The 25,365-nt window shown below is 41.0% G+C and carries 27 protein-coding genes and 1 tRNA gene; 26 read left to right on the top strand and 2 right to left on the bottom strand.

Translation table 11 applies throughout. The features are described from left to right. Window positions 1-99: 99 nt before the first annotated feature. The 7 genes from IGK14_RS10875 (at window position 100) to IGK14_RS10845 (ending at window position 4,482) form a co-directional block, all read left to right on the top strand. Complete coding sequence (locus IGK14_RS10875) at window positions 100-417, top strand: PTS sugar transporter subunit IIB (RefSeq protein WP_005229471.1); 318 nt, start codon at window positions 100-102, stop codon at window positions 415-417. A gap of 37 nt (window positions 418-454) precedes the next feature. Then, on the top strand, window positions 455-772 hold the full coding sequence (locus tag IGK14_RS10870) for a PTS lactose/cellobiose transporter subunit IIA (protein WP_005229473.1): 318 nt from the start codon (window positions 455-457) through the stop codon (window positions 770-772). Window positions 773-853: 81 nt separating this feature from the next. Further along, window positions 854-2,290 carry a PTS sugar transporter subunit IIC gene (locus IGK14_RS10865; protein WP_010749334.1) on the top strand — a complete coding sequence of 479 codons (1,437 nt, stop codon included), beginning with the start codon at window positions 854-856 and terminating at the stop codon, window positions 2,288-2,290. Window positions 2,291-2,377: 87 nt separating this feature from the next. Beyond that, window positions 2,378-2,599, top strand: a complete 222-nt coding sequence (locus tag IGK14_RS10860) for a hypothetical protein (RefSeq protein ID WP_010749335.1) — start codon at window positions 2,378-2,380, stop codon at window positions 2,597-2,599. Window positions 2,600-2,641: 42 nt separating this feature from the next. After that, the gene (locus IGK14_RS10855; protein ID WP_010749336.1) at window positions 2,642-2,827 is read left to right on the top strand and encodes a DUF3188 domain-containing protein; all 186 of its coding nucleotides are present in this window, start codon (window positions 2,642-2,644) and stop codon (window positions 2,825-2,827) included. After that, window positions 2,827-3,240 carry a DUF3284 domain-containing protein gene (locus tag IGK14_RS10850; protein WP_010749337.1) on the top strand — a complete coding sequence of 138 codons (414 nt, stop codon included), beginning with the start codon at window positions 2,827-2,829 and terminating at the stop codon, window positions 3,238-3,240. The genes IGK14_RS10855 and IGK14_RS10850 overlap by 1 nt, the downstream gene beginning before the upstream one ends. Before the next feature lie 60 nt (window positions 3,241-3,300). Then, window positions 3,301-4,482, top strand: coding sequence for a GNAT family N-acetyltransferase (locus IGK14_RS10845; RefSeq protein WP_010749338.1), 1,182 nt, complete (start codon window positions 3,301-3,303; stop codon window positions 4,480-4,482). A gap of 76 nt (window positions 4,483-4,558) precedes the next feature. Here IGK14_RS10845 and IGK14_RS10840 read toward each other — a convergent pair. Then, window positions 4,559-4,630 (bottom strand) — tRNA-Arg (locus IGK14_RS10840). A 69-nt stretch (window positions 4,631-4,699) separates the two neighbouring features. On the opposite strand from IGK14_RS10840, the gene IGK14_RS10835 reads away from it, so the two are divergent. The 5 genes from IGK14_RS10835 (at window position 4,700) to IGK14_RS10815 (ending at window position 8,877) form a co-directional block, all read left to right on the top strand. Beyond that, complete coding sequence (locus tag IGK14_RS10835) at window positions 4,700-5,632, top strand: DUF7916 family protein (protein ID WP_010749339.1); 933 nt, start codon at window positions 4,700-4,702, stop codon at window positions 5,630-5,632. A 96-nt stretch (window positions 5,633-5,728) separates the two neighbouring features. Then, window positions 5,729-6,424, top strand: a complete 696-nt coding sequence (locus IGK14_RS10830; protein ID WP_010749340.1) for a ThuA domain-containing protein — start codon at window positions 5,729-5,731, stop codon at window positions 6,422-6,424. 107 nt (window positions 6,425-6,531) lie between these two features. Then, a complete protein-coding gene (locus IGK14_RS10825; protein ID WP_005229492.1) occupies window positions 6,532-7,656 on the top strand; it encodes a baeRF6 domain-containing protein in 1,125 nt (374 codons plus the stop codon). Window positions 7,657-7,934: 278 nt separating this feature from the next. Then, a complete protein-coding gene (locus IGK14_RS10820; RefSeq protein WP_003126918.1) occupies window positions 7,935-8,135 on the top strand; it encodes a cold-shock protein in 201 nt (66 codons plus the stop codon). Window positions 8,136-8,244: 109 nt separating this feature from the next. Further along, window positions 8,245-8,877, top strand: a complete 633-nt coding sequence (locus IGK14_RS10815; RefSeq protein ID WP_010749341.1) for an HD domain-containing protein — start codon at window positions 8,245-8,247, stop codon at window positions 8,875-8,877. A 99-nt stretch (window positions 8,878-8,976) separates the two neighbouring features. Here IGK14_RS10815 and IGK14_RS10810 read toward each other — a convergent pair whose 3' ends face one another. Further along, window positions 8,977-9,747, bottom strand: coding sequence for an SDR family oxidoreductase (locus IGK14_RS10810; RefSeq protein ID WP_010749342.1), 771 nt, complete (start codon window positions 9,745-9,747; stop codon window positions 8,977-8,979). A gap of 212 nt (window positions 9,748-9,959) precedes the next feature. On the opposite strand from IGK14_RS10810, the gene IGK14_RS10805 reads away from it, so the two are divergent. From IGK14_RS10805 to IGK14_RS10740, 14 genes are all read left to right on the top strand, one after another. After that, a complete protein-coding gene (locus IGK14_RS10805) occupies window positions 9,960-12,716 on the top strand; it encodes a helicase C-terminal domain-containing protein (protein ID WP_010749343.1) in 2,757 nt (918 codons plus the stop codon). A 48-nt stretch (window positions 12,717-12,764) separates the two neighbouring features. Continuing rightward, window positions 12,765-13,265, top strand: a complete 501-nt coding sequence (locus tag IGK14_RS10800) for a cell wall elongation regulator TseB-like domain-containing protein (protein ID WP_010749344.1) — start codon at window positions 12,765-12,767, stop codon at window positions 13,263-13,265. Between the two features lie 50 nt (window positions 13,266-13,315). Beyond that, a complete protein-coding gene (locus IGK14_RS10795) occupies window positions 13,316-14,509 on the top strand; it encodes a pyridoxal phosphate-dependent aminotransferase (protein ID WP_005229502.1) in 1,194 nt (397 codons plus the stop codon). A gap of 43 nt (window positions 14,510-14,552) precedes the next feature. Continuing rightward, entirely contained in the window at window positions 14,553-15,851 is a 1,299-nt protein-coding gene (asnS, locus tag IGK14_RS10790) for an asparagine--tRNA ligase (RefSeq protein ID WP_005229504.1), read from the top strand. A gap of 268 nt (window positions 15,852-16,119) precedes the next feature. Further along, complete coding sequence (locus IGK14_RS10785) at window positions 16,120-16,908, top strand: glycosyltransferase family 2 protein (protein WP_005229506.1); 789 nt, start codon at window positions 16,120-16,122, stop codon at window positions 16,906-16,908. Beyond that, entirely contained in the window at window positions 16,908-17,738 is an 831-nt protein-coding gene (locus IGK14_RS10780; RefSeq protein WP_010749345.1) for a glycosyltransferase, read from the top strand. The genes IGK14_RS10785 and IGK14_RS10780 overlap by 1 nt, the downstream gene beginning before the upstream one ends. Next, on the top strand, window positions 17,735-18,439 hold the full coding sequence (locus tag IGK14_RS10775; protein ID WP_010749346.1) for a glycosyltransferase family 2 protein: 705 nt from the start codon (window positions 17,735-17,737) through the stop codon (window positions 18,437-18,439). Before IGK14_RS10780 ends, IGK14_RS10775 begins: the two co-directional genes overlap by 4 nt. 106 nt (window positions 18,440-18,545) lie before the next feature. Then, window positions 18,546-19,412 (top strand): glucose-1-phosphate thymidylyltransferase RfbA, encoded by an 867-nt coding sequence (gene rfbA / locus IGK14_RS10770; protein WP_010749347.1) that lies wholly within the window; start codon window positions 18,546-18,548, stop codon window positions 19,410-19,412. 15 nt (window positions 19,413-19,427) lie between these two features. Continuing rightward, complete coding sequence (gene rfbC, locus IGK14_RS10765) at window positions 19,428-20,000, top strand: dTDP-4-dehydrorhamnose 3,5-epimerase (RefSeq protein ID WP_010749348.1); 573 nt, start codon at window positions 19,428-19,430, stop codon at window positions 19,998-20,000. Window positions 20,001-20,012: 12 nt separating this feature from the next. Continuing rightward, window positions 20,013-21,041: a dTDP-glucose 4,6-dehydratase gene (gene rfbB / locus IGK14_RS10760; protein ID WP_010749349.1), complete on the top strand. Its 1,029-nt coding sequence runs from the start codon at window positions 20,013-20,015 to the stop codon at window positions 21,039-21,041. A 42-nt stretch (window positions 21,042-21,083) separates the two neighbouring features. Continuing rightward, window positions 21,084-21,935 (top strand): dTDP-4-dehydrorhamnose reductase, encoded by an 852-nt coding sequence (gene rfbD, locus IGK14_RS10755; protein ID WP_010749350.1) that lies wholly within the window; start codon window positions 21,084-21,086, stop codon window positions 21,933-21,935. A 16-nt stretch (window positions 21,936-21,951) separates the two neighbouring features. Then, the gene (locus IGK14_RS10750; RefSeq protein WP_010749351.1) at window positions 21,952-23,118 is read left to right on the top strand and encodes a nucleotide sugar dehydrogenase; all 1,167 of its coding nucleotides are present in this window, start codon (window positions 21,952-21,954) and stop codon (window positions 23,116-23,118) included. Between the two features lie 209 nt (window positions 23,119-23,327). Further along, complete coding sequence (locus IGK14_RS10745) at window positions 23,328-24,128, top strand: ABC transporter permease (protein WP_005229524.1); 801 nt, start codon at window positions 23,328-23,330, stop codon at window positions 24,126-24,128. A 1-nt stretch (window position 24,129) separates the two neighbouring features. After that, the gene (locus IGK14_RS10740; RefSeq protein ID WP_010749353.1) at window positions 24,130-25,359 is read left to right on the top strand and encodes an ABC transporter ATP-binding protein; all 1,230 of its coding nucleotides are present in this window, start codon (window positions 24,130-24,132) and stop codon (window positions 25,357-25,359) included. Window positions 25,360-25,365 lie beyond the last annotated feature (6 nt).

The following is a 25,365-nucleotide window of genomic DNA, read 5'->3' as shown; positions in this document are numbered from 1 at the left end:
TCAGACCATTGATAGATAAAGGTCTGGACTTATTTTTTTTTGGCACGCTTTTTGCTTTATAGTAAAGTGTAACTTACAACAGAAAGGAGCGGATACGCGATGGCGAAAAAAACGATTATGCTTGTTTGTTCAGCAGGGATGAGTACCAGTCTATTGGTGACGAAAATGCAAAAAGCAGCCGAAGCAAAAGGAATGGAAGCAGATATCTTTGCTGTTTCAGCTTCAGAAGCCGACCAACATTTGGAGTCGAAACCAGTCGATGTTCTTTTATTAGGACCACAAGTACGATTCATGAAATCACAATTTGAACAAAAACTAGCACCAAAAGGCATTCCTTTGGACGTGATCAACATGGCAGACTATGGCATGATGAACGGCGAAAAAGTATTGCAACAAGCAGAAACATTAATGAACTAAGATTTTTAGGATCGAAGTGTAAGGAGGATTTTTAAAGATGGATGAGCAAAATTTGGAAGCCATTATGGGATTGATCATGTATGGTGGTAATGCAAAAAGTGACGCAATGGAAGCAATCGCGGCAGCAAAAGAAGGGGACTTCGAATTAGCTGACCAAAAAATCAAAGATGCTGAAGCATCTCTTGTGGAAGCGCATCATTCGCAAACAGGATTATTGACACAAGAAGCGCAAGGCAATCATATGACCGTGACATTGTTGACAGTGCATTCACAAGATCACCTAATGACGTCAATCGCATTTACCGATTTAGCGAAAGAAATCATTGATGTCTATCGACGTCTAAATAACGAATAATCTTTGAACGGATAGAAGTAGTTATTGTCGATGAATCAAAAAATCTTCTTTGACGAATAGAACTTATAGGAGGAATTAAGAATGGATGGATTAACAAGTTGGATGGAGAAGTACATTCTCCCTGTAGCTGCAAAAATTGGAGCCCAGAAGCACTTAGTTGCATTACGTGATGCCTTTATTGGAACAATGCCCGCTACTATGGCTGGTTCGATCGCAGTAATGATCAACGCGATCATTCGTGACTTACCACCGCAATTTTGGCCGAGTTATGATGCCAGTACCATTCCAGTTATTCGTGAAATTATTAGTATCAATGGCTTCGTATGGAATGGTACATTGGCTGTTGCTGGTTTAGTATTTGCCTTTTCTTGGGGATATAATCTGGCTCGTGCTTATCGAGTGAATGATCTCGCAGGTGGGATCGTTGGGGTAGCGACATTGATTCAAGGGATTGCTTTTTCATACAGCACTTCTGTGGCGACAGCTGTTCCAACAGCTTTGATGGATGAAATCAATGCTGGGTCAGCAACTTCCGGATGGTCTGCAACAGCAGATGCAATTACAGCAGGTGGATGGGGTTGGTTAAAACTCGATCATCTAAACGGAAACGCTTATTTTACCGTAATGATCATGGGGGCTATTTCAGTTATTATTTTCTGTAAATTGATGTTAGCTGATATCACTATCAAAATGCCTGATTCAGTACCGCCAGCAGTATCGAAAGCGTTCGCAGCGATTTTGCCAGCAACAATCGCCTTATATGTCATTGCTATTATTAACTTTATTGTCGGTAAACTAACTGATGGACAATTAATTATTGATCTTGTCCAAAAATATATTGCAGAACCATTCCTGGGCTTGTCTCAAGGACTTGGCGCAGTTTTGATCGTAACTGTTTTTGTTCAAATTTTCTGGTTCTTCGGAATCCATGGTCCAAACGTACTGGCTCCAGTTTTAGAAGGTATCTGGGGACAAGCGCAGTTGATCAATATCGATATCTTCCAAAAAGGATATGAAGGACAAACTGGGACAAACGCGGTCCTTGCCGCAATCGAAGACGGCAAGGCATATATGTGGGTACGCGGATCCTTTGACTCATTTGCTTGGTTTGGCGGTTCAGGTGGTACAATTGTATTGCTGATTGCTATTTTGATCCTATCAAAACGTGCGGATTATCTAACTGTTGCAAAATTGTCAATCGGACCTGGTGTATTCAACATCAATGAACCGGTAATGTTCGGTCTGCCAATCGTATTGAATGCGATCATGTTTATTCCGTTCATTATTGCTCCGCTAGTAGCCACTTCAATCGGCTGGTTAGCAACGTACTTTGGTTTAGTAGCACCTGTTTCACAACAAGTAACGTGGGTCGTTCCACCAATGTTGCTATCATTCTTGGCAACAGGAGCTGACTGGCGTGCCCCAATCGTAACGTTGGTATGTATGGTCGTTACATTCTTCATTTGGGCGCCGTTCGTTATTTCAGCAAATAAAATTGATCCAAAACTAGGCGAATAGACCTGTAGATTGTGAGGAACTGCTATGGCTTCGCTTGAAGTAAAGCAGCTCCTCCTTTTATTATTGATTATTTAGGAGGAAAAGAATATGATTTCAATAGCAAGTGCAATGCAGCAAGATGCCATCAAAGAATTACTTGAAGGATATAACGAAGATGGAATTTCTTTTACATTCAAAGAAAAACAAGGGATTAAACTTATTTTTACTACCACAGCTTCCGATTCAGAAGCGGCGGCAAAAAAAGCAAAAGAATTGATCAAAGCACAGCCTTGGGGTTCTGTTTTATACTTTCAAGCAGTTGGTGTTTGAGTAGGTTCTCTGTGGATCAACGAATAGATAGGATGATTGAAAATGATAAAAAACGGCTTGTTTATATGTAGTATCGGTCTACTCGTAGTCCTATACAGTATGAATCCAAGTAATCAGCAGTTAGATATATTCAGTTTTACAACAGGTATTTTCTTGCTTATTTCTGGCAGTCTTTTGTTCATGAAAGGAAAGAAGAAAGCCGAAGAGTCAGATAGGAGGAAGTCTTAATGAGAATTGAAAAAGATTTATCGATTCCAGCAACTGTCTTTTACGATCAAATTATGGATTCTGTTATCTTTGACGTACGAAAAGCAACTGGAAAAACACTTTCTAGAAAGCAACTGGCAGGATTTCAATATGTAAAGGAATTTTCTACTACGAGTCGTGCGAAGATCGAGATCGAAGAAATCATTGAAAATCAAGTTTATCAATTCAAAACAGAAACGACGAAAAATGAATTTGTCGCTCGCTATGAAGTAGCGCCGCTTGATGAAAAGAGCAGTAAAGTCATTTATACGGAAACCATGAAATCACATGGCTTCATGCAGCAATTGAATGACATGCTCTTAGGCACCATTCTAGGATATTTCAAACGCAAGCAATTTAAAAAAATGTTGAGTATGATGGAAGAAGCATATTAAGGGGTCGACTGACGCCTTTTTTGCGTTTCTTGCGTGTTTTCAAGTAGAGGAGATGAAGGAATGACAGATGTCAAAAAAATGACCGAATTCGGTTCGCAAGAAGTACTGGAATTGGTTTCTTATGCCTTTCAGTGGGAGTTGAATGAAACAAATATCAAGCGCTATCGCAAGCTGGCGGAGAATTCATGGAATTATGGTTCCTACGACGAGGATGGAAAACTAGCGAGCCAAATCATGGCAACTATTTTTGATGTGAATTTTCATGGAACGACTTATCCAATGGCAGGGATCGGTTTTGTGGCTTCTTATCCAGAGTATCGCAGCCAAGGTCGGATCGATCGGATCATGAAACAAATCATTAAAGATTGCTATGAACAAAAAATCGTTCTGTCCTATCTGGCACCTTTCTCCTTTGCGTTTTATCGCAGATATGGGTATGAATATACCTTTGAACGCACCGTTTATGAAGTTGATGCGCATCAATGGCCCGATGGCAAGAAAGTGAACGGAAGGATTCAACGCATGAATTGGGAGGAAGCACAGCCGATCATTCACGAGATTTATCATCAATTGCCTCGCCATCAAAAAGGTGGGCTGATTCGCCAAGCCTGGTGGGAAGAAATCAAGTTTGTTTTGCGCAGACCGTATACGTTTGCGATTTATCGCAATGAAGCGGGCGTTCCTGAAGGGTATTTGATCTACTTTGTTGAAGGAGGACGCTTTGATATTCAAGAGTGGGGCTATTTGACCGCTGACGCGTATCAAGGATTCAATCGGTTTATCGTTTCCCATGCAGATTCAGTAGCGCAGATCCATTATCGACCAGGGGTTGATGGGGAAGTCCTGCAAGTAAATGCAGCCAAACCATTGGCTCACTACCAAGTGCGCCCGGACATGATGGCAAGAGTCGTCGATGTGGAAGGGTTTCTAGCAAGCTATCCATTTACGTTGAAAAAAGCTGGTCGTTTTGCCATAGAAATTCAAGGGGATGAATATGCCCCATGGAATAATGGGTGTTATGAAGTGACGATCGAAAACGCTCAGCATCATGCCACGAAAACGACTGCCACCCAGCTGCCAAAAGCAACCTTGTCGATTCAGCGTTTTGTGCAACTATTCTTGCAGGCACAATCCCTTGATTCCTTGGTCTTTTTCCAGCAAATGGAAACGGAGAAGGAAGCTGCAGTGATGATTCAGGAAAACTTACCAGACGGAAAGCCGATTCTGGAAGATTATTTCTAAGCAAATCGAGGCAGAGGTATTTGCTTTCCAACAAAAAAAGATTCCTTAAAAATAAGGAATCTTTTTCTTCAAAAAACGTTCCCTGCCGGAATCGAACCAGCAACTAATCCTTAGGAGGGACTTGTTATATCCATTTAACTAAGGGAACACAATAGCTATATTTTACCTGTTATTCGTGTTTCTCGCAAGATGAGAAGGAAAAGAAAGGAAGAAAAACATGGTCAAACGATTGATAAGTGCAAACTATAGTGAAATCAAAGAAATGTCGGCGCAAGAATTGAAACAATCCATTAAAGCGAGCGAAGGACGAGTGATCGTCTGTGAAACGGTGGTTCAAACCATGCCGCAAGCTGGCGACATCACCAACGCAGAAGTCGCGGCAGCTTTTGGGGCTGACTTGATTTTGTTGAATGGCTTTGATTGTTATCGTCCAGCTATTTTTGGGATGCCTGGTATCACATTGGAGCAGCTGCTTGATCCTACACAGCCCATTAAAAATCCGATTCCTCAACTAAAACAACTGATTGGACGACCTGTCGGCATCAATCTTGAGCCGATCCCAGCTACGACGGAAATGATGAGTGAAAAGATCAGCATCAGTCAAGGCCGAACAAGTTCGGTTGACACCATCAAAAAAGCGCAAGAACTCGGGGTGGACTTTCTTTGCTTTACAGGCAATCCTGGAACGGGTGTGACCAACCGAGAAATCGCTAAAGCAGTAAAATTGGCAAAAGAACATTTCTCTGGGTTGATCATCGCTGGAAAAATGCACAGTGCCGGCTCAGATGAACCTGTGGTTGATCGAGAAGCCATCATTTCTTACGCTGAAGCTGGGGCAGATATTTTGTTACTGCCTTCCGTGGGCTCGATTCAAGGCTTTCTAGAAAAGGATCTGATCGAAGCTGTTCAAATTGCCAAACAATATGACTTATTGACGATGTCAGCGATCGGAACGAGTCAAGAAAGCGCGCGTCCAGAAACGTTGCGACAATTAGCCATTATCAACAAAACTTGTGGGGTCGATCTGCAGCATATTGGTGATGCTGGCTATGGCGGCATGGCACCGACCGAAAATATTTTCGAAACATCAGTTGCAATTAGAGGTATGCGCCATACGATCAATCGTGTCGGGCGTTCAATCAACCGTTAAATCAGAAAAAATTACTAGCGAAGGAAAACGGAGAATCGTTCTGCTTCGCTTTTTGCGTTTTTTTCGCTAAGTTAGAAAGAAAGGAGGAAACACAAAATGAAACAAGCATTGATCATTTACGGAGGTTGGAAAGGACACGCCCCAAAAGAAACCAGTCAGTTTTACCAAACGTTGCTGGAGTCAGAAGGATATCAGGTGACACTCGCCTCAGATTTTGAACCTCTCTATCATAAAGAAGAATTAAAAAGGCTGGATCTGTTGATCATGAATTGGACGCGAGGAGAATTGCCTGATGAGCCGCTGCAAAATGTCACTCAGGCTGTAGCAGAAGGGTTAGGATTAGCAGGGGTTCATGGCGGCTTTGCCTCGGCTTTTCAAGCCAGTAAAGGCTGGTTGTTTCTGACTGGCAGCTGTTTTTTGGCACATCCTGGTGGATTGGAAACTACCTATAGCATCGATCTTACGACAGATCACTATATTACGGCAAATACTCAATCGATCCCTCAGTTTACGACGGAGCAATACTATTGTCTGGTTGATCCAGCCGTCACTGTGTTAGCTACCTCAAAATTTGCCGCTAAAGATCATCCGAATGCAGCTAACCAAGACGTCATACTGCCAATGATGTGGATCAAAAAATGGGGCAAGGGCAGAGTCTTTTTCCAATCCGTTGGACACAGTCTAAAAGAGCTAGAAGAGCCCACCATTCAGACTTGGACCAAACGAGGCTTTCTATGGGCCACCAGAAATACCTTGGCTGATCCGCTGAAAAATAGCCAGTATAGTGAGTAATCAGAAAAACGAATGAGGAAATAAACGCGTGCAATCGTTTTACTTTATGGAAGAAAATAAGCATGGTACACTTTATTTGTATTTGATTAAGCAGGAGGTAATGTGGAATGGGAAAATTTGGAAAAAGTTTTTTATCGCAGGTAATATCTGACGGAATCAAAGGACCATTTGTCACGATCATGCTCAATACGCATGTCGGCCACCAGAATGTCGAAAAGGATCAAATCAAATTTAAGAACTTTGCCAAAGATGCGAAGCGCCGCTTTGAAAAGAAATACCCAGAACATTCTTGGGATCTTTTTCAAACGAAAATTGATGAACTGCTTGCAGATCAATCATTTTGGCGTAACAGTACAACGAGTGTGGCGGTGATTATCACACCAGAAGATGTACTAGTTCATCGGTTAAGTATTCGTGTGGATGATCAATATTACGTAGGGGAAACCCCGTATGTATTAGCTGTCATCAAAAACGCACAATTTAATTACCCATTTTATCTCTTAGCGTTGAATCGCGATTCAATGCAAGTCTATCAAGTTGAAAACAATCAAGTGCGTGAAGTCGAGTTGCCAGAAGAGGCACCGACGACGATCGAAAAAGCGCTGGGGGAAGAAATCACTGGCGGCGGCAACTTTAATTACAGTGCCCAAGGTGGCCCTAACTCAGGGGGAGAAGGCGTCGCTTATCACGGCTTTAGTGCCAAAGATGAAGAAGTCGAGATCGATCACGTCAACTACTACCAAGCAGTTGATGCATTTTTTAAGAATGATTTTTCAAACGAAGAGCATTTACCAATGTATCTGTTTGCATTACCAGAAAATCAAACGCTGTTTAAAAAAGTGGCAAAAACGAACTTTTTCAAAGCAGAACCAAGCATTTCCTCTTCACCAGCATCGTTATCTTTGAAAGAGATCCAAACGTGTACGCAAAAGCTGATTGCTGAGTTGACACAAAAAGAAGTTGGGGAATACGGCAAGCTGTTGGATCGGAAATTTATTGACCAATTGGTTGATATCGTACCTGCAGCTAAAGAAGGCAGAATCGCCAATCTGTTTGTAGCGACTTCCAATCTCGCCGATGGGTTTGGAGAAGATCCTGACACGGAATACGATCGTCGCCAAGTGTTAAATACGCTGGCAATCGATGTTTTAGAAAACGGCGGCGAGGTATCTATTTTGGAACAAAAAGATGCCCCAGGAGAAAAAAGTTTGACGGCGATTTTGCGCTACTAAACGCAGTTGCGTCTTTCGTAAATAAATCGTTTCCAAAAAAGAAAAGACTGTTGCAGATCTTTAGTGCAGCAGTCTTTTTGCGAATCATAAAAAAATAAAGGCGTTTTCATTTTTTTTGATTTTCTATTAGTCATAAAGAAGATAATGTGCTATAATACAAAGTGTAGTTTTTGTTACGGTAAATTATGGTAGCTTGTTTCATCTTAAACATCTTCCACATTTTCACCTTATACAAGTAATTGCAAAATATGTGTATAAACACAAGGAGGATTTTTATTATGGAAACAGGTACAGTTAAATGGTTTAACTCAGACAAAGGTTTTGGATTCATCACTGCAGAAAACGGTAACGATGTATTCGTTCATTTCTCAGCTATCCAAGGCGAAGGCTTCAAAACTTTAGAAGAAGGTCAAGCAGTGACTTTCGATATCGAAGACGGACAACGTGGCCCTCAAGCGACTAACGTTAACAAAGCGTAATTTGTGAATGCCTTTTAAGAGCAGCTTAGCTGCTCTTTTTTTTGTGCGCGTGATATTTGCTTGCGGAGAAAGTAGTTGTTATACTCTTAGAAAAAAAGGAGGCAAACTGATGGGATTGAATGAATTTATTCTTGGATTGGCTAATTTAGAAAAAATCCAACGAGCACCTGGATTTTTTAAGTTTACCGAGCACAGCGTGGCCGCTCATTCGTTTCGAGTAACCATGATTGCCCAGACCTTAGCCGATATCGAAGAACAAGCGGGAAATCAAGTCGATTGGCAAATTCTTTATGAAAAAGCCTTGAACCATGATTACACGGAACGTTTCATTGGCGACATCAAAACGCCAGTCAAATATGCAAACAAAGAATTGCGGGCGATGTTATCAACCGTTGAAGAAAAAATGACCGATGCCTTCATCGAAGAAGAAATCCCCCAAAGCTTTCAAGCGACGTATCGCAGACGCTTGGCGGATGGCAAAGACAACAGCCTTGAAGGACAGCTTTTGGCAATTGCGGATAAGATCGATCTTTTGTATGAGTCTTTTGAAGAGATCTCAAAAAGCAACCCCGACAAAGTGTTCAAAGAAATGTTTCGTGAAGCGGTTTTGACGGTCAAAGCGTTTCAGCATCGTCCATGTGTGACCTATTTCTTTGAAGCCATTTTTCCCGAGTTATTGAATGCAGATTTTTATGGCAAGACTGCTTTTCTAGAAGAAATCGCAGCTTTGGTGGAAAAATAAACAAAAAGAAAAAACGAAAAATCAAGAAATGATCCATCTCACAGGTTTTACTTGAAACAAGTGAGGGGATCAGGTTTGATTTTTCGTTTTTTTGTTGTATTAAAGCAAAGATTCCGCTCCATCAATATAGACTTCCGTTCCAGAAATATTGCCGGCAGCCTCTGAAGATAGAAAAAGCACAAGGTTGGCGACTTGTTCTGGCACGCCTGTTTCTTGTTTTAATGGTCGAGAACGTTCTGGATATTTGACGGGGATCTCAACGCGAGCAACCTCTTCTTCAATTTCTGTGCTGGCATCGATATTCGTTGCGATCGCCCCAGGGCAGATAGCATTGACCCGAATATTATAACCAGAAAGTTCCAGCGCAGCCATTTTTGTAAAGGCGACTTGACCTGCCTTAGATGTACTGTAAGCAGTCGCACCAAAATTGCTGAAGATGCGGTTTCCATTGACCGAACTCGTAATGACAATGCTGCCGCCGTTTGCTTTCATAAATGGGATCGCCGCTTTGACGGTAATAAAGGTACTGCGTAAATTTGTGTTGATCGTCTGGTCCCATTCTGCCACCGTCAATTCTTCGATCGGTGTCCAAGTACCGTTGATGCCGGCATTGACGTGGAGTACATCGAGACCGCCTAGTTCTTCCACAAGACCACTCATCGCTTCTTGCAGCTTCTCTGCTTCAGTGACGTCAACGGCACGATAGTGGGCTTGTGCGTCATAGTCAGCAAGAAACTCCTGCAGCTCCTCCTCGTTGCGATCAATCAACCCAACAAGAGCACCCTGGGCTAGAAATTGTTCTGCCACCGCTTTTCCAATCCCTGAAGCAGCCCCCGTTACAATCACTCGTTTGTTTTTGAAATCATTCATTTTTTTCGCCTCCTTATAGTAAATTATAAAAAAGATCCCTTTTTTTGTCGAAAAAAGCGATCAGCGACGAGTGACAAATTCCTTTAGCTGATAAATACGGATACTAGATAGTAAGGTTCTTCTTCCTGCGAACCCTCGTATCCGATGGGAAAACAGATGTAATCGCCATTGATTTTGTAGTATAATGCAGACAGTGTGCAAGGAGGAATACAATGAAACCCATATACGCTGTGGTGGATCTTGAAACAACAGGAACCGATTCGACGATTGATCGAATTATTCAATTTGGCTGCGTCTTAGTCCAAGATGGCAAGATCATTAATCGTTTTGCCGCAGATATCAACCCTGATCGCAGAATTTCTAAGCAAATTCAACGATTGACACACATCACAAACCAGCAAGTAAGCAAAGCGCCTTATTTCGAAGACATAGCTGACACGATCTACAACTTACTCAGCAATACGATTTTTGTGGCGCATAACATTTATTTTGACTATCATTTTTTAAGCAATGAATTTGTTCGTTGCGGTCTGCCGCCTTTATCGATTCCAGGGATCGATACGGTGGAATTGGCGCAAGTGTTTTTGCCGACAGAAAGCAGCTTTCGCTTAGGTGATCTGGCAGACAGCATCGGCTTTCGTCATGACAACCCGCATCAAGCCGATAGTGATGCAGAAGTGACCGCAGCATTATTTTTATACATTGAAGCAATCATGCGACAGCTACCACGGACGACTCTTAAACAGATTGCGCTTTTAAGCGGTCAGATGGGGATGCAAACGAGTGAGTATATTCACGGAATTTTGAAAGAAAAAGGACCAGAGTTGGCGGAAGATTTCGAAGTGATCGACGGCGTCGTCCTGCGAAAAAAAACTGTTCCGCTTTTTGAAGCCACGCATTTTCAAGAAACGTATCCGAAAGTAAAAACGGAAAAAGAACAGCGCTTTGGCGAGCACTTGATCTATCGGAAACAACAAGCACGTTTGATGAATGCGGTGTATACGCATTACACCCAACCAGAGAAAAATTTGATTATTGAAGCAGAAACGGGGATGGGAAAAACCATCGGTTACTTGTTTCCAGCCGCTTATTTAGCGACGCCAGAAAATCCATTGATCGTTAGCACCTCATCGATTCTTTTACAAAATCAGATCATTAGCAAAGACATTCCATTGGTGAACCAAGTACTGCAGCAGCCTTTGCAAGCGGTCTTGGTCAAAAGCCATCGTCATTACATTGATTTGCAGCGCTTTAAAGCGACGCTGGATCAACCGGTAGAACAAAAGCAATACGCCCAATATCAGATGGGGATCTTAGTCTGGCTGACCAAAACAGAAACAGGTGACTTTGATGAATTGAATTTAGTTCGTCTTGATCATCCTTTATTTACCGACATTCGCCATCGCGGGGTCGACTTTTTAGCCAAAGATCAACCCTTCTATGAACAAGATTTTGTTCGACATTTATATCGGCGGATGGCGCAAAGCAATGTTTTGATCGTCAATCATGCCTTTTTAATGCAGGAAAACCGACGGGCGCAGCCACTGTTGCCAACGAGTGATTATTTGTTGATCGATGAAGCCCAACAGTTGCCGCAGCAAGCAGAAGGATTTAGTCAACATGTCTTTGACTCTGCTCATTTCAAGCGGCAGTTTTTACAGCTGAATGAAGAAGGACTATTTGAAGAAATTGCCCAGATCATTACCGAGGACGATTTTTTGCAACGGATGTTCTCGTTGTATCGAAATGCATTGTCGGTTTTGGTCGAAACACAAGAACAGTATTTTCGCACCTTATCGATCGATGCCCCAGAATTACAAGTCGTTCAGCATCATGACCTCTATGATGGGACCTTAGGTCAGGACAAGCTACATCAAAAATTGAGCCTCTACTATCAGGAAATCAATGAGATTCAACAGCAGCTGCGTCAGCGATTCGAGTTGACCAATGATCGGTGGTATGCAAGACAACGGATCGTGATTGCCCGTTTATTTGATTTCTTTAGTCAAATGGACGCACAGGAACAAACAGTGACCGCGTGGTTGACTTGGTGGCATCCTCGTTACGTTCATTGGCTGAAAAAGCATCCCCAGTCAGGAAATGCTGTGATTGAGTTAGCTGATCTAGAAGGACATTCGATCGTGGAGAGCACATGGTACCAACGCTATCAGCACATCATTTATCTAGGGGGGACATTGAAGATCCCAGGCAACAAAGAATATTTTGCCCATCAGATCGGCTTGACGGATGTGCCAGTCAAAACGATTCCTGCCTTTTATGATTACAGCAAGCAAACGCGACTGTATGTAATCAAAAAAGGTCTCTCGATCCAACAAGCATCAGCTGCCGAATACGCGGATTATTTAGTCGAAGCGTTGGTCCCGATTTTGTTTGACAATCCGCAACCAGCGCTTGTGTTGTTTACGGCGCACGAAACTTTGAAAAATGTCTATGATCGATTGAATAAAAAAGCCCTACATTATGGCAGAGAAATCGTTGCTCAAGGGACTGGCGGAACCCGTGAGAAAATCTTAAAGAAATTTTTATTAGCGGAAAATGGTATCTTATTAGGGACTAGCAGTTTTTGGGAAGGGGTCGATTTACCAGGACAGGCACTGAAGATCGCTGTGGTGACCCGATTGCCTTTTGAGAACCCTAAACAACTCATGGTCCAAGCACGGCACGCCTTTTTGGAAGCAGAAGGCATTGATTCTTTTAAAGAAGATGCCTTACCTAAAGCGATTTTACGGCTGCGCCAAGCATTGGGGCGCTTGATCCGTTCCGAGGAGGATACCGGCGTGATGGTCGTCCTTGATCGACGCTTGCTATCGACAAAGTATGGCAAACGAATGGTCAAAGGCTTACCCAAAAACTTACCTCTGATTGAAGCAAGTCCAACCGAGATCGCCGAAGACATCCAACATTTTTTTTCGCAAGAGGAAAAAGCAGCAGCCGATTTTGAAAAATGAGTTGAACATCTGATATAATGGATTTTATTTAAGATTGGAGTACGAAGTGTGAAAACAAAAGACAAAGAACATCGGCGTGTGGTTATTTTGCTGAGTGCGATCACAGTCTTACTGGTCGTTATTCTCTTCGCTTCTATTTTCTATCTCCGTTCTTCTCGTCCAATGCGACAAGCAAGAAACGAAGCAATCGAAATAGCAGAAAGATACACCGATTTAGCAGAGGTCGAACAATTTTATTGGTTTACCCGTGAGGAAACCTCCTTTAGCATTGTTGGAAAGGATACGAATAACAATGAGATCGTTGTGATCATCCCAAAAAGCGGTGAGAAGGTTTCTGTTTTTAATCAAGCGGATGGGCTGACGGAAGCACAAGCTAAGGCATTTGTTCGCGACAATCATCAAGGTCAGGAAATCCAAAAGGCCGCATTGGGTATTTTTGAAGGCGAGCCAACTTGGGAAGTCATGACGAAAGATGGCGATGGTCGTTTGAACTATTATTTGATTGGTTTCAAAGATGGCGAAGAAATCAAAGCGATCACTGAACTATAGGAAGACGCTTATGATAGAATGAACTTCGGATCGTAGAAAGGATGATAAACATGGTACTTTCAAAAAGAGCAGAAAAATTGGAACCCTCCGCAACGTTAGCGGCATCTGCTAAGGCAAAAGCGTTAGCGGACCAAGGTGTAGACGTATTAAGTCTAACTGTCGGTGAACCCGACTTTATTACCCCGAAAAACATTCGCCAAGCAGCGATCGCAGCGATTGAGAGCGGCAAGGCTAGTTTTTACACAGCAACTGCGGGGATTCCTGAGTTAAAACAGGCGATTCTTGCTTATATGAAAGAGTTTTATGGTGCTGACTATGATTCAAACCAAGTGATCGTGACAGATGGCGCGAAGTTTGCCCTTTATACGCTGTTTCAAGCGCTCCTTGATGAAGAGGATGAAGTACTCATTCCAGTGCCTTATTGGGTCAGCTATGCGGAACAAGTCCGTTTAGCGCAAGGGACACCTGTGTTTGTTGAAGCCAAGCAAGAAGCCGATTTTAAAGTTTCTGTGGCTCAATTAGAAGCTGCTCGTACAGAGAAAACGAAAGCCATCATTTTAAACTCGCCTGCCAACCCTACAGGGGCGATTTACTCAAAAGAAGCGTTAACGGCAATCGGCAACTGGGCAGTGGAAAATAATATTTGGATCATTGCCGATGATATCTATGGTCGTTTGGTTTATAACGGCAATACCTTTACATCGATCGCAAGCTTATCAGAAGAGATACGCAAACAAACCATCGTGATCAATGGCGTTTCTAAAACCTATTCTATGACTGGGTGGCGGATCGGATTTGCTGTCGGCGATGCAAAAATCATCAAAGCGATGATCGATATCGCTTCCCAAGCTACTAGCAACCCGCCGGCTGCTAGCCAATACGCAGCAGTTGAGGCACTGACTGGGAATCAAGAATCGATCGAAGTGATGCGTCAGGCCTTCGAAGAGCGCTTGAACAAACTATATCCGCTAATTGCCGCTATTCCTGGTTTTCAGGTGACGAAACCCCAAGGCGCGTTTTACTTGTTCCCAAATGTCAAAGAAGCCATGACGATGTGCGGCTATCAAACCATTGATGCCTTCGTGGAGGCCTTGCTGATGGAAGCCCACGTGGCAGTAGTGACTGGTGCTGGTTTTGGTACACCAGATTATTTACGCATCAGCTATGCAACTGATTGGGACACGTTAGCGGAAGCTACCAAACGAATCCATGATTTTGTTGAAAAGAAACGCCAAAAAGCTTAAAATGCTCTATGGTGCCTTTATTAATTAGATAGGAGAGAATCAAGTGGAATCTATTCAAATTTTAGATGCAAAAAAACACGTTGGCGAAACCGTTCAAATCGGAGCATGGGTTGCTAACAAACGTTCTAGCGGCAAGATCGCCTTTTTACAACTTCGTGACGGAACAGCGTATTTTCAAGGAATCGTTGTAAAAAGTGAAGTAGGGGAAGAAGTTTTCCAATTAGCGAAAAATCTAAATCAGGAAACTGCCGTACTGGTCACTGGGGAAATCAGAGAAGACAGCCGCTCAAAATTCGGCTATGAAATTGGTATCTCTGGTTTAGAGGTTGTTGGGGAAAGCCATGATTACCCAATCACACCAAAAGAACACGGAACAGATTTCTTGATGGACCATCGTCATTTATGGTTGCGTTCCTCAAAACAACACGCCATCATGCAAATCCGAAACGAAATCATTCGGGCAACGTATGAATTTTTCAACAAGAATGGCTTCATCAAAATCGATCCACCGATCCTAACCGGATCAGCACCAGAAGGAACGACTGATTTATTCGAAACCAACTATTTCGATCAAAAAGCATATTTGTCTCAGTCTGGTCAATTGTACATGGAAGCTGCCGCTATGGCGTTTGGCAAAGTCTTTTCTTTTGGACCAACTTTCCGTGCCGAAAAATCAAAGACACGTCGTCACTTGATTGAATTTTGGATGATTGAACCAGAAATGGCCTTTATGCACCAAGAAGAAAGCTTGGAAGTCCAAGAGCAGTACGTGGCATTCTTAGTGCAAAATGTGCTCGATAACTGTGACTATGCATTAGACGTCTTAGGCCGTGACCGTGAAGTCTTGAAAAAATACACCAAATTACCATTCCCACGAATCTCTTACGATGATGCAGTGGCATTATTACAAAAGAACGGCTTCGATGATATTCAATGGGGCGATGACTTTGGCTCACCACATGAGACCTTTATTGCCAATTCATTCGATCAGCCCGTCTTTATCTTAAACTATCCAAAAGCCATCAAACCTTTCTATATGAAGCCACATCCAACGAGAGAAGATGTCGTGATCTGTGCCGATATGATCGCACCAGAAGGCTATGGCGAGATCATAGGCGGTTCTGAACGTGCTATCGATCATGAATACCTGCTAGAACAAATCCGCGCCCACGGCTTGGACGAAAATGAATATTCATGGTATTTAGATCTACGCAAGTACGGCTCAGTTCCTCACACCGGCTTTGGCCTTGGATTAGAACGGACCGTTACCTGGTTATCAGGAATCGAGCACGTAAGAGAATCCATTCCGTTTCCACGGTTGTTGAATCGGATTTATCCTTAATTTAAAAAGATTTTGTGCGAAAGCGTAAACGATTCACTCATCACACCATCCCTTGCTAGAAAGTCTCTAGCGGGGCTGGTGTTTTTATCTGCTCTTGATGATGAGGGATTACTTCAGAAAAGAAGCAAGCAGCAATCCAACGGGCGGCTGGGACTGAATAGAAGAAATCGCTTTGCTTGCTCGAGTGTGCTTTTTTTACGCGCGGGGATGTGATATAATAACAAATTGACTAGTATCTCTCATTTTATAACATTAAGGACAATACACTATGGATAATAGAAAAACGAATAAAATAATCATCAGTATTGTGACACATAATAGTCGTGATATATTCAAAACATTGGATCATCTGGAGAAAGAGATAGGAGAGGATCCACGCTTTGAAGTGAAAATATTTGATAATAATTCGAAAGCAGAATACATTGCTAAAATGCAAGATTATCCATTTGTCACTGTCATCTCAGCCAATGAAAATCTTGGATTTGGTCATGGACACAATCAATTATTAATGAATGCAACGCAAGAATACGGATTTATTTGCAATCCTGATATTCTTGTCACGAAAGAATCAATTGAAGGATTATTAAAAAGAATTCAAGAGAATGAAGCAGCTGTCGTAGTTCCTCAGGTTTTGAACGAAGATGGCTCTATTCAGTATTTAGTAAGAAAACGATTAGCTGTATTCGATTATTTCTTGCGATTTATTCCGTTTCATTGGGTAAAAAAAGTATTTAAAAAAAGACTGTCTGCTTATGAGTGCCGTGACCTTCCACAAGATCAAACCAGTTATATCCGAATGGGCTCTGGTTGTTTTATGTTGGTAGAAATCGCTCGCTTTAAAGAAATCGGCGGCTTTGACGAACAGTTCTTTATGTATTTTGAAGACAATGATTTGTGTTTGAGATATGAAAAAGCGGGGTACCGCATTTTGTATACGCCCTTTGAAAAAGTCGTGCACTTATACGGCAAAGGAGCTCATAGAAGTGCAAAACTCTTTTTGGTGTTTATGCATTCGATGATGAAATTTTTTAATAAATGGGGTTGGAGGCTGTTTTGATGAACCGTTTATTTGTGACGATCGTAATGTATGAAAGAAGCTGGCAAGAAGCGTCGGCTTCACCGCTTTTGGAAAAAGCGGTGAAGAACCAGCAAATCCAATTGCTGGTTTATGATAACAGTCCACAAAGTCATGATGAGCCTTTTTTTCAGCATCCATTAGTGACCTATTTCCATGATCCAGACAATCCCGGCCTCTCCAAAGCATACAATAAAGGGTTTAAGTCTGCGTCTAGCGGCGATTTTGATTTGCTGCTTCTCTTGGATCAAGATACGGAGCTGACAAAAGCCTACCTAAACTTTCTTATGACTGAGACGATCGGAACTGAAATAGGTGCTGTTGTGCCGCTGATTTACAGTGGCACAACACAGGTATCACCGGTCTTAGCTGATCGTTACATCAATCGAAATCTGGCATATCCTGCTATCGGTGAGCAAAAACAGCGGATTATGGCAATCAATTCCGGCACCGCAGTCACTCTCGCGGCTATAAAAAAAATCGGCGGATTCAATGATGCTTTTCCGCTGGATTTTTTAGATCATTGGCTTTTTCTTCGCTTACATCAAGAAGGCTTTCGGTTTTTGATCGCAAACCAAAAGCTGAATCATGATCTTTCAGTCATGCATTATAAAACGATGACTAGGGAAAGATATGAGCAGATTCTTACCAGTGAATCGAAATTCTATAGGGATTTCGATAAAGAAAAGAAAAAGGAACATGAAAAACAGCTTTTTTTTCGAACAATAAAACAAGCACTTTCACCCAAAATGTGCCGATTCAGTCGAAGAACATGGAAAGAATACTTGTCATTTAGGAAGGATCATTTATGATATCAGTATGTGTAGCCACTTATAACGGAGAAAAGTATCTTCAAGAACAGCTGGACAGCATTCTAATTCAACTTGCACCAGATGATGAGCTGATTATTTCGGATGACTTCTCTACTGACAAGACAAGAAATATCCTCGATTCTTATCGCGCAGATCCCCGAATCAAACTTTTGGAAGGACCGCAAAAAGGCATTATCAAGAATTTTGAACACGCAATTAAGCAGGCTTCAGGCGATCTGATTTTTTTGGCCGACCAAGACGATGTGTGGCTTCCCGATAAAGTTGCTGATACAAAAGCAAAATTTGATGAAAAAAAAGAGACACAGGTAGTCATTTCTGATTTGAGAATTGTCGATGAGCAGCTTGAAGTGATTGAACCCTCCTATTTTGACTATCGGAATGTAAAAGTCGGATTTTTACGAAATGTGCTTAAAAATAAATACATCGGAGCAGGCATGGCTTTTCGAAGAGAGTTGAAGCCAGCTATTCTTCCGTTTCCGCAAGCAATTCCAATGCATGATATGTGGATCGGTGCAATGGCAGGCAACCGTATCGAACTTATTGATAAGCAGTTAACGTTGTATCGAAGACATGAAAAAAATGCCAGTGAAATCAAAACATCCGCTTCATTTGGCCAGCAATTCGTGTGGCGCTGGGGTTTAATAAGAAGCCTGTTCATGAGAAAGGTATTTGATAAATAAAAGTTACATTTTCATTTCAAAACTTTGAATTGAATGACAAAGCTTTCTAGAAATGAGATAATGCTGTGGTGAGAAATACAAGTAAATTATTTAAGGAGCGTAATGAATGAAAGGGATTATTTTAGCAGGCGGTTCAGGAACACGCCTTTATCCATTAACAAAAGCAACTTCTAAACAATTGATGCCTATTTATGACAAACCAATGATTTTTTACCCAATGTCTACATTGATGTTGGCGGGGATCAAAGAAATTTTAATTATTTCCACTCCTCAAGATACTCCTCGCTTTCAAGAGTTATTTGGCGATGGCAAAGACTTAGGACTGCAAATTGACTATGCAGTACAGCCAAGTCCTGACGGCCTCGCTCAAGCATTCATTATTGGGGAAGAGTTTATCGGCACTGATAGTGTTTGTTTAGTCCTAGGAGACAATATTTATTATGGCGGCGGTCTATCAAAAATGCTTCAACGAGCTGCTGCAAAAGAATCAGGCGCAACTGTTTTTGGCTATCATGTAAATGATCCTGAACGATTTGGTGTAGTGGAGTTTGATGATGACATGCACGCCTTGTCTATTGAAGAAAAACCTGAGAAGCCGAAATCAAATTATGCTGTAACAGGTCTGTATTTTTATGATAACGAAGTAGTCGAAATCGCCAAGAATATCAAACCGTCTGCGCGTGGAGAATTAGAAATTACCGATATCAATAAAGTTTATCTAGAAAAAAATAAACTTTCTGTTGAAGTCATGGGAAGAGGTTTCGCTTGGCTTGATACAGGAACACATGAAACATTGCTTGAGGCATCTACTTTTATTGAAACGATTGAAAAACGGCAAAACTTGAAAGTTTCGTGTTTGGAAGAAATATCATTCCGAATGGGCTATATCACAAGAGAGCAGTTGGTTGCTTTAGCTGAGCCATTGAAAAAAAATCAGTATGGTCAATATTTATTACGACTAGCTGCTGAATAAAGAGGAGACGCTTTGATGAAAGTTATAGAAACAAAATTGACAGATGTAAAACTAATAGAGATGGACGTTTATGGCGATCATCGAGGTTTTTTTACTGAAAGCTATTCAAAAGAAAAATTTTCAGCACAAGGAATTGACTTTGATTTTGTTCAAGATAACCACTCATTATCTGCTGAAGCAGGTGTGTTAAGAGGCCTGCATTTTCAAAAAGGTGAAGCAGCACAGACAAAATTGATTCGTGTGGTGACTGGTGCGGTCCTTGATGTTATCGTAGATATTCGTAAAGGCAGCCCGACCTATGGAGAGTGGGAAGGGTACTTGTTAACCGAACACAATCATCGCCAGCTATTAGTTCCTCGCGGATATGCTCACGGATTTATGACGCTTACCCCAAATGTGAACTTCTTGTATAAGTGTGACAACTATTATAATGCCGAAGCTGACGGCGGCATTGCATTTGATGATCCCGATTTGGCAATTACTTGGCCTATAGATGTGAAAAAAGCGATTCTATCAGAAAAAGATAAAAAACATCCAACACTGAAAGAATTTGAAATAGAAAATACATTTGTCTATGGTGAAGTATAAGGAGTGAAAGTGATGAAAAAAATTATTGTAACCGGTGGAGCAGGATTTATCGGCTCTAACTTTGTTCATTATGTGATCAATAATCATCCTGATGTTTTTGTAACAGTTTTAGATAAGCTGACCTATGCGGGAAATAAGAACAATCTTAATGGTCTTCCAAAGAAACGCTTCGAATTAGTTGTCGGCGACATTGCTGATCAGGAGCTGGTAGATAGATTGGTTCAGGATACAGACGCTGTCGTTCATTATGCTGCAGAATCTCATAATGACAACTCGTTGAAAGATCCTTTTCCGTTTGTTCAAACCAACATTATTGGAACGTATACGCTGATAGAAGCATGCCGAAAGTATAATGTAAGATACCATCATGTTTCAACCGATGAAGTATATGGCGATCTTCCTTTGAGAGAAGATCTTCCGGGACATGGCGAAGGAGCGGGAGAAAAATTCACGGACAAAACGCCGTATAACCCATCAAGTCCTTACTCTTCAACAAAAGCTGGTTCCGATCTTTTGGTAAAAGCTTGGGTACGCTCATTCGGTCTCCAAGCGACGATCTCCAATTGTTCTAATAATTATGGACCTTATCAACACATTGAGAAATTTATTCCTCGACAAATTACCAATATTTTGAGCGGCATCAAGCCGAAATTGTACGGTGACGGTAAAAATGTCCGTGACTGGATTCATACAAATGATCATTCATCAGCTGTGTGGACGATTTTAACAAAGGGACAAATGGGTGAAACGTATCTCATCGGTGCCGATGGTGAAGAGGATAATAAAGCAGTAATTGAACTGATTTTAGAACTAATGGATCAGCCCAAAGACGCGTATGAGCACGTAAATGATCGACCAGGTCATGATTTACGCTATGCAATTGATTCGACAAAATTGAAAGAAGAATTGGGCTGGCAACCGGAATTCACCAATTTCCGAGATGGTTTAGCCGATACGATTGAGTGGTATCGCAACAACGAAGAATGGTGGAAGACAGAAAAAGAAGCGGTAGAGAAAAATTATGCTGCGAATGGACAATAAATAAAAGCAGGGAAACCTGCTTTTTTTGAAGGGATGAGAAATATGATTTTACTGACAGGCGGAAATGGGCAGCTGGGCACGGAGCTGCGACATCTATTAGATGAAAAAGGATTAAAATATGTCTCAACGGATGCCCAGGAAATGGATATTACGGACGAAAAAGCAACTCTTGCGTTTATTCAAGAATTAAAACCGACCGTTATTTATCATTGTGCTGCATACACAGCAGTAGATAAGGCGGAAGATGAAGGCAAGGAACTTGATGAGAAAATCAATGTCAACGGGACGGAAAACGTGGCGAAAGCGGCGAAAGCGGTAGGAGCAAAGTTTGTTTACATCAGTACTGATTATGTGTTCGATGGAACGAAAAAAGAGGGGGTCTACAAAGAAACAGACAAGCCGAATCCTCAAAATGAATACGGTCGTACAAAATTGCTGGGTGAACAAGCAGTGAAAGATCTTTTAGATGAATACTTCATTATCCGAACTTCATGGGTTTTTGGTAAATATGGACATAATTTTGTATATACAATGAAACGTTTAGCGCAAACGCACCCGCGCTTAACCGTCGTTGATGATCAATATGGCCGTCCAACATGGACCCGAACATTAGCTGAATTTATGGTCTATATTATCGAAAACAATGCAGACTATGGGATCTACCATCTATCAAATGACAATAGCTGTTCATGGTACGAATTTGCCAAAGAAATTCTGAAAGAAACGGATGTTGAGGTTGCACCTGTCACTTCAGCAGAATATCCGCAAAAAGCAAAACGACCACAATACTCGGTGTTGGATCTTACAAAAGCAAAGAATACCGGTTTTGTTATTCCTACTTGGGAAGAAGCATTGGCTGATATGACTGCATCTTTAGAGAAAGAAGAAAACTAGAAAAAGAGGGATCATGATGAAAGTTTCCGTTTTTGGTTTAGGTTATGTAGGATTAGCAAACGCTTTGTTATTGGCGCAAAAAGAAGAAGTACTTGCTTATGATATTGTGGATGAAAAAATCGATCAATTGCAAAAGAACATCTCACCTCTTGAAGACAAAGAAATTCACCAGTTTTTGGAGCGTACAGACTTGTCCGTTCGTTTCACCAAAGCTTTTGATGAAGCTGTTGACTTTGGGGATGTATTAATTATTGCGACGCCTACAGATTACGATGAGCATAAAAACTATTTTGATACGTCGACTGTAGAATCGGTGATTGAAAAAGCGCTAGAGTTGCGTCCAGATGCTGTGTTTATTATTAAATCAACAGTTCCTGTAGGGTATACATTAGATCTTAAAGCACGTTTTAACACGGAGAACATTTTATTTTCACCTGAATTTTTGCGTGAGGGAAAAGCTTTATACGACAATTTGCATCCTTCGAGAATTGTAGTTGGAGAATGCAGTGAGCGAGCGAAAGAGATCGCCGAGATGTTCAAGCGAAATGCATGGGAAAATGAAATTCCCGTGCTTTTAACAAATCCGACTGAAGCTGAAGCAATCAAACTGTTTTCTAACACGTATCTGGCGCTGCGCGTGGCATATTTCAACGAATTAGATACCTATGCGGAAGTGAGGGGACTTGATTCACGACAAATCATTGAAGGCGTCGGGCTGGATCCTAGAATCGGCTCCCACTACAACAATCCGTCTTTTGGATACGGTGGCTACTGTCTGCCCAAAGATACCAAGCAGCTCCTAGCTAACTATGATAAGGTTCCGAATAATATCATTCAAGCGATCGTCGAAGCAAATACGACCCGCAAAGATTTCATCGCGGATCAGATTCTTGATCGACAACCGAAAGTTGTGGGCATCTATCGATTGACTATGAAAGCTCATTCTGATAATTTCCGCTATTCTTCCATTCAAGGAATTATGAAGCGGATCAAAGCCAATGGAATCAACGTAGTAGTATACGAGCCTTCTTTAAAAGAGAAATCCTTCTATAACTCTGAAGTGATTGATGACTTTGAGACGTTTAAAAAGATCTCTGATGTTATTGTAGCAAATCGTATGGAAGATGTACTGCATGACGTAGAAGAAAAAGTATACACAAGAGATTTGTTTGAAAGAGACTAAAAACTTTGAGAAAAAGGAGGCCAAATTTCGTTCGTTGAATGCGGCTTTCTTTTTTTCGTTTAATCTGTCAATGAAACATTAATTTTTTTTCTCAATTTTTGAAATGATCTGATAGAGGTTGAGAAAGAGGGGAATGTCGAGTATACTTTTTAAGGATAGCTTTAAAAAGTTTTACCGTAAAAAAGATTAGTGGAACCTTAAAGGAGAAAATGATGTTCGAGCGTAAAAATAGAATTTTATTGAAAGAATTAGTAAAAACCGATTTTAAACTAAGATATCAAGGAAGTATTATGGGCTATGTTTGGTCTGTTTTGAAGCCCTTGATGCTGTTTACTGTCATGTATGTGGTCTTTGTACGTTTTCTTAAATTTGGACAAGATGTTCCTCACTTTGAAGTGGCGTTACTTTTGGGAACCGTTCTATGGAGCTTTTTTAGCGAAACGACAAATTTAGGTATGTCATCAATCGTCACACGAGGCGATCTGCTTAGAAAACTAAGCTTTCCTACACATATCATTGTTATTGCTGTATCGATCAACGCCTTAATCAATCTAGTAATCAGCCTTGTGATCGTTCTTTTATTTGCGATGATCAATGGAGCGGATATTTCAATCTATGCTTTTTTAGCACCGCTGCTTCTGATTGAACTCTATGCCTTTTCATTGGGCGTGTCTTTTATTTTGGCAACAATCTATGTTAGGTTTCGAGACATTGGACCGATCTGGGAGGTTGTCCTTCAAGCGGGTTTTTACCTTACACCGTTAATTTACCCATTGACACTTGTAATGAATATGGACGTGAACATTGCCAAACTTTTGATGATGAATCCAATGGCTCAAATTATTCAAGATATGCGGCATATCTTAACAAGTACAAGCAATATTACGGTATGGCAATTAATAAATACGAATTGGATCGTCGCAATTCCATATGTTTTGCCATGGATCGTATTAGTTGCCGGCTACATGATTTTTAATAAAAATTCGAAAAAATTTGCGGAGATTATTTAATATGAATAATGAAATAGCAGTGAAAGTTGATCATATAGGAAAATCGTTTCGTCTTCCTACAGAAAGTACAACGAGCTTAAAAAGAACGATCGTTAATTATTTTAAAGGAATCAAAGGATACAATGAGCAAAAAGTCCTAAGAGATATTTCTTTTGAAGTGAATAAAGGAGATTTCTTTGGAATTGTCGGAAGAAATGGGAGTGGAAAATCAACCTTATTAAAAATTATCTCCCAAATTTATACACCTGAAAAAGGGTCTGTAGAAGTGAACGGAAAATTGGTTTCTTTCATCGAGTTAGGCGTTGGATTCAATCCAGAATTAACTGGGAGAGAGAATGTCTATTTGAATGGCGCTATGCTTGGTTTTTCCGAAAAAGAAGTGGATGGAATGTATTCCGATATCGTTGAGTTTGCGGAATTAACTGAATTTATGAATCAAAAATTAAAGAATTATTCAAGCGGCATGCAGGTTCGGCTTGCGTTTTCTGTAGCGATTCAAGCGAAAAGCGATATTTTAGTCTTAGATGAAGTATTGGCTGTCGGGGATGAAGCGTTCCAAAGAAAATGCAATGACTATTTCATGAAGGCCAAAGATGAGAACAAGACCATTATCCTCGTGACTCACTCAATGGAATCTGTTCGTAAATACTGTAATAAAGCACTGATGATCGATAAAGGGGAAGTAAAAATCATCGGGACCCCAGATGATGTAGCAAATCAATATTCTTTAGACAATGTTACACAGACGGGGACCTCCACCGTTATTGAAAAAACAGACGATATCGATGTAAAGAAAGAAGAAGAGAACGATTACATTAAAGACTTCAAAGTACGGTTGCTATCAGATGAACTAATAGAGAAAGATCAAAAAAGAATAGCGTTTGAAGTTTCGTATGAAGTTTTAGAGGAAATGAAAACATATATAGCTTTTTCTTTAACGGATATTGATCGAAATATTTGGGTATATAATGACAATTCATTAGATCATATGACCACAGGCTTAGGGAAAAAAACTTTGCGTTATACATGTAATTTGAACGAAATGAATGGTTGCAAACTTCGGTTAGGTGTTTCAGTCAGAAATGAATCAGACCAACCTTTCGCGTTCTCTGATAAGGAGAATTCACCTATTATAATTATTTCTCCAAAAAAAGAAATGTCTAAAAGCGAGAGAATTTCTTCTAGCGGATTAGTTAGACGAAATGGATCTTGGGAAGAAATCGAAATATAGTCTGGT

This window comes from Enterococcus sp. DIV0970a, assembly GCF_051711265.1.
In the GTDB taxonomy this organism is placed as follows: Bacteria; Bacillota; Bacilli; order Lactobacillales; family Enterococcaceae; genus Enterococcus_D; species Enterococcus_D casseliflavus.
This window is presented reverse-complemented; position numbering and strand designations above follow the sequence as displayed.

What these genes read in the sequence shown, in the direction of transcription:
- IGK14_RS10875 (WP_005229471.1), top strand. Translation starts at nt 100, where the DNA reads ATGGCGAAAAAAACGATTATGCTTGTTTGTTCAGCAGGGATGAGTACC.
- IGK14_RS10870 (WP_005229473.1), top strand. Translation starts at nt 455, where the DNA reads ATGGATGAGCAAAATTTGGAAGCCATTATGGGATTGATCATGTATGGT.
- IGK14_RS10865 (WP_010749334.1), top strand. Translation starts at nt 854, where the DNA reads ATGGATGGATTAACAAGTTGGATGGAGAAGTACATTCTCCCTGTAGCT.
- IGK14_RS10860 (WP_010749335.1), top strand. Translation starts at nt 2,378, where the DNA reads ATGATTTCAATAGCAAGTGCAATGCAGCAAGATGCCATCAAAGAATTA.
- IGK14_RS10855 (WP_010749336.1), top strand. Translation starts at nt 2,642, where the DNA reads ATGATAAAAAACGGCTTGTTTATATGTAGTATCGGTCTACTCGTAGTC.
- IGK14_RS10850 (WP_010749337.1), top strand. Translation starts at nt 2,827, where the DNA reads ATGAGAATTGAAAAAGATTTATCGATTCCAGCAACTGTCTTTTACGAT.
- IGK14_RS10845 (WP_010749338.1), top strand. Translation starts at nt 3,301, where the DNA reads ATGACAGATGTCAAAAAAATGACCGAATTCGGTTCGCAAGAAGTACTG.
- IGK14_RS10835 (WP_010749339.1), top strand. Translation starts at nt 4,700, where the DNA reads ATGGTCAAACGATTGATAAGTGCAAACTATAGTGAAATCAAAGAAATG.
- IGK14_RS10830 (WP_010749340.1), top strand. Translation starts at nt 5,729, where the DNA reads ATGAAACAAGCATTGATCATTTACGGAGGTTGGAAAGGACACGCCCCA.
- IGK14_RS10825 (WP_005229492.1), top strand. Translation starts at nt 6,532, where the DNA reads ATGGGAAAATTTGGAAAAAGTTTTTTATCGCAGGTAATATCTGACGGA.
- IGK14_RS10820 (WP_003126918.1), top strand. Translation starts at nt 7,935, where the DNA reads ATGGAAACAGGTACAGTTAAATGGTTTAACTCAGACAAAGGTTTTGGA.
- IGK14_RS10815 (WP_010749341.1), top strand. Translation starts at nt 8,245, where the DNA reads ATGGGATTGAATGAATTTATTCTTGGATTGGCTAATTTAGAAAAAATC.
- IGK14_RS10810 (WP_010749342.1), bottom strand. Translation starts at nt 9,747, where the DNA reads ATGAATGATTTCAAAAACAAACGAGTGATTGTAACGGGGGCTGCTTCA.
- IGK14_RS10805 (WP_010749343.1), top strand. Translation starts at nt 9,960, where the DNA reads ATGAAACCCATATACGCTGTGGTGGATCTTGAAACAACAGGAACCGAT.
- IGK14_RS10795 (WP_005229502.1), top strand. Translation starts at nt 13,316, where the DNA reads ATGGTACTTTCAAAAAGAGCAGAAAAATTGGAACCCTCCGCAACGTTA.
- IGK14_RS10785 (WP_005229506.1), top strand. Translation starts at nt 16,120, where the DNA reads ATGGATAATAGAAAAACGAATAAAATAATCATCAGTATTGTGACACAT.
- IGK14_RS10780 (WP_010749345.1), top strand. Translation starts at nt 16,908, where the DNA reads ATGAACCGTTTATTTGTGACGATCGTAATGTATGAAAGAAGCTGGCAA.
- IGK14_RS10775 (WP_010749346.1), top strand. Translation starts at nt 17,735, where the DNA reads ATGATATCAGTATGTGTAGCCACTTATAACGGAGAAAAGTATCTTCAA.
- rfbA (WP_010749347.1), top strand. Translation starts at nt 18,546, where the DNA reads ATGAAAGGGATTATTTTAGCAGGCGGTTCAGGAACACGCCTTTATCCA.
- rfbC (WP_010749348.1), top strand. Translation starts at nt 19,428, where the DNA reads ATGAAAGTTATAGAAACAAAATTGACAGATGTAAAACTAATAGAGATG.
- rfbB (WP_010749349.1), top strand. Translation starts at nt 20,013, where the DNA reads ATGAAAAAAATTATTGTAACCGGTGGAGCAGGATTTATCGGCTCTAAC.
- rfbD (WP_010749350.1), top strand. Translation starts at nt 21,084, where the DNA reads ATGATTTTACTGACAGGCGGAAATGGGCAGCTGGGCACGGAGCTGCGA.
- IGK14_RS10750 (WP_010749351.1), top strand. Translation starts at nt 21,952, where the DNA reads ATGAAAGTTTCCGTTTTTGGTTTAGGTTATGTAGGATTAGCAAACGCT.
- IGK14_RS10745 (WP_005229524.1), top strand. Translation starts at nt 23,328, where the DNA reads ATGATGTTCGAGCGTAAAAATAGAATTTTATTGAAAGAATTAGTAAAA.
- IGK14_RS10740 (WP_010749353.1), top strand. Translation starts at nt 24,130, where the DNA reads ATGAATAATGAAATAGCAGTGAAAGTTGATCATATAGGAAAATCGTTT.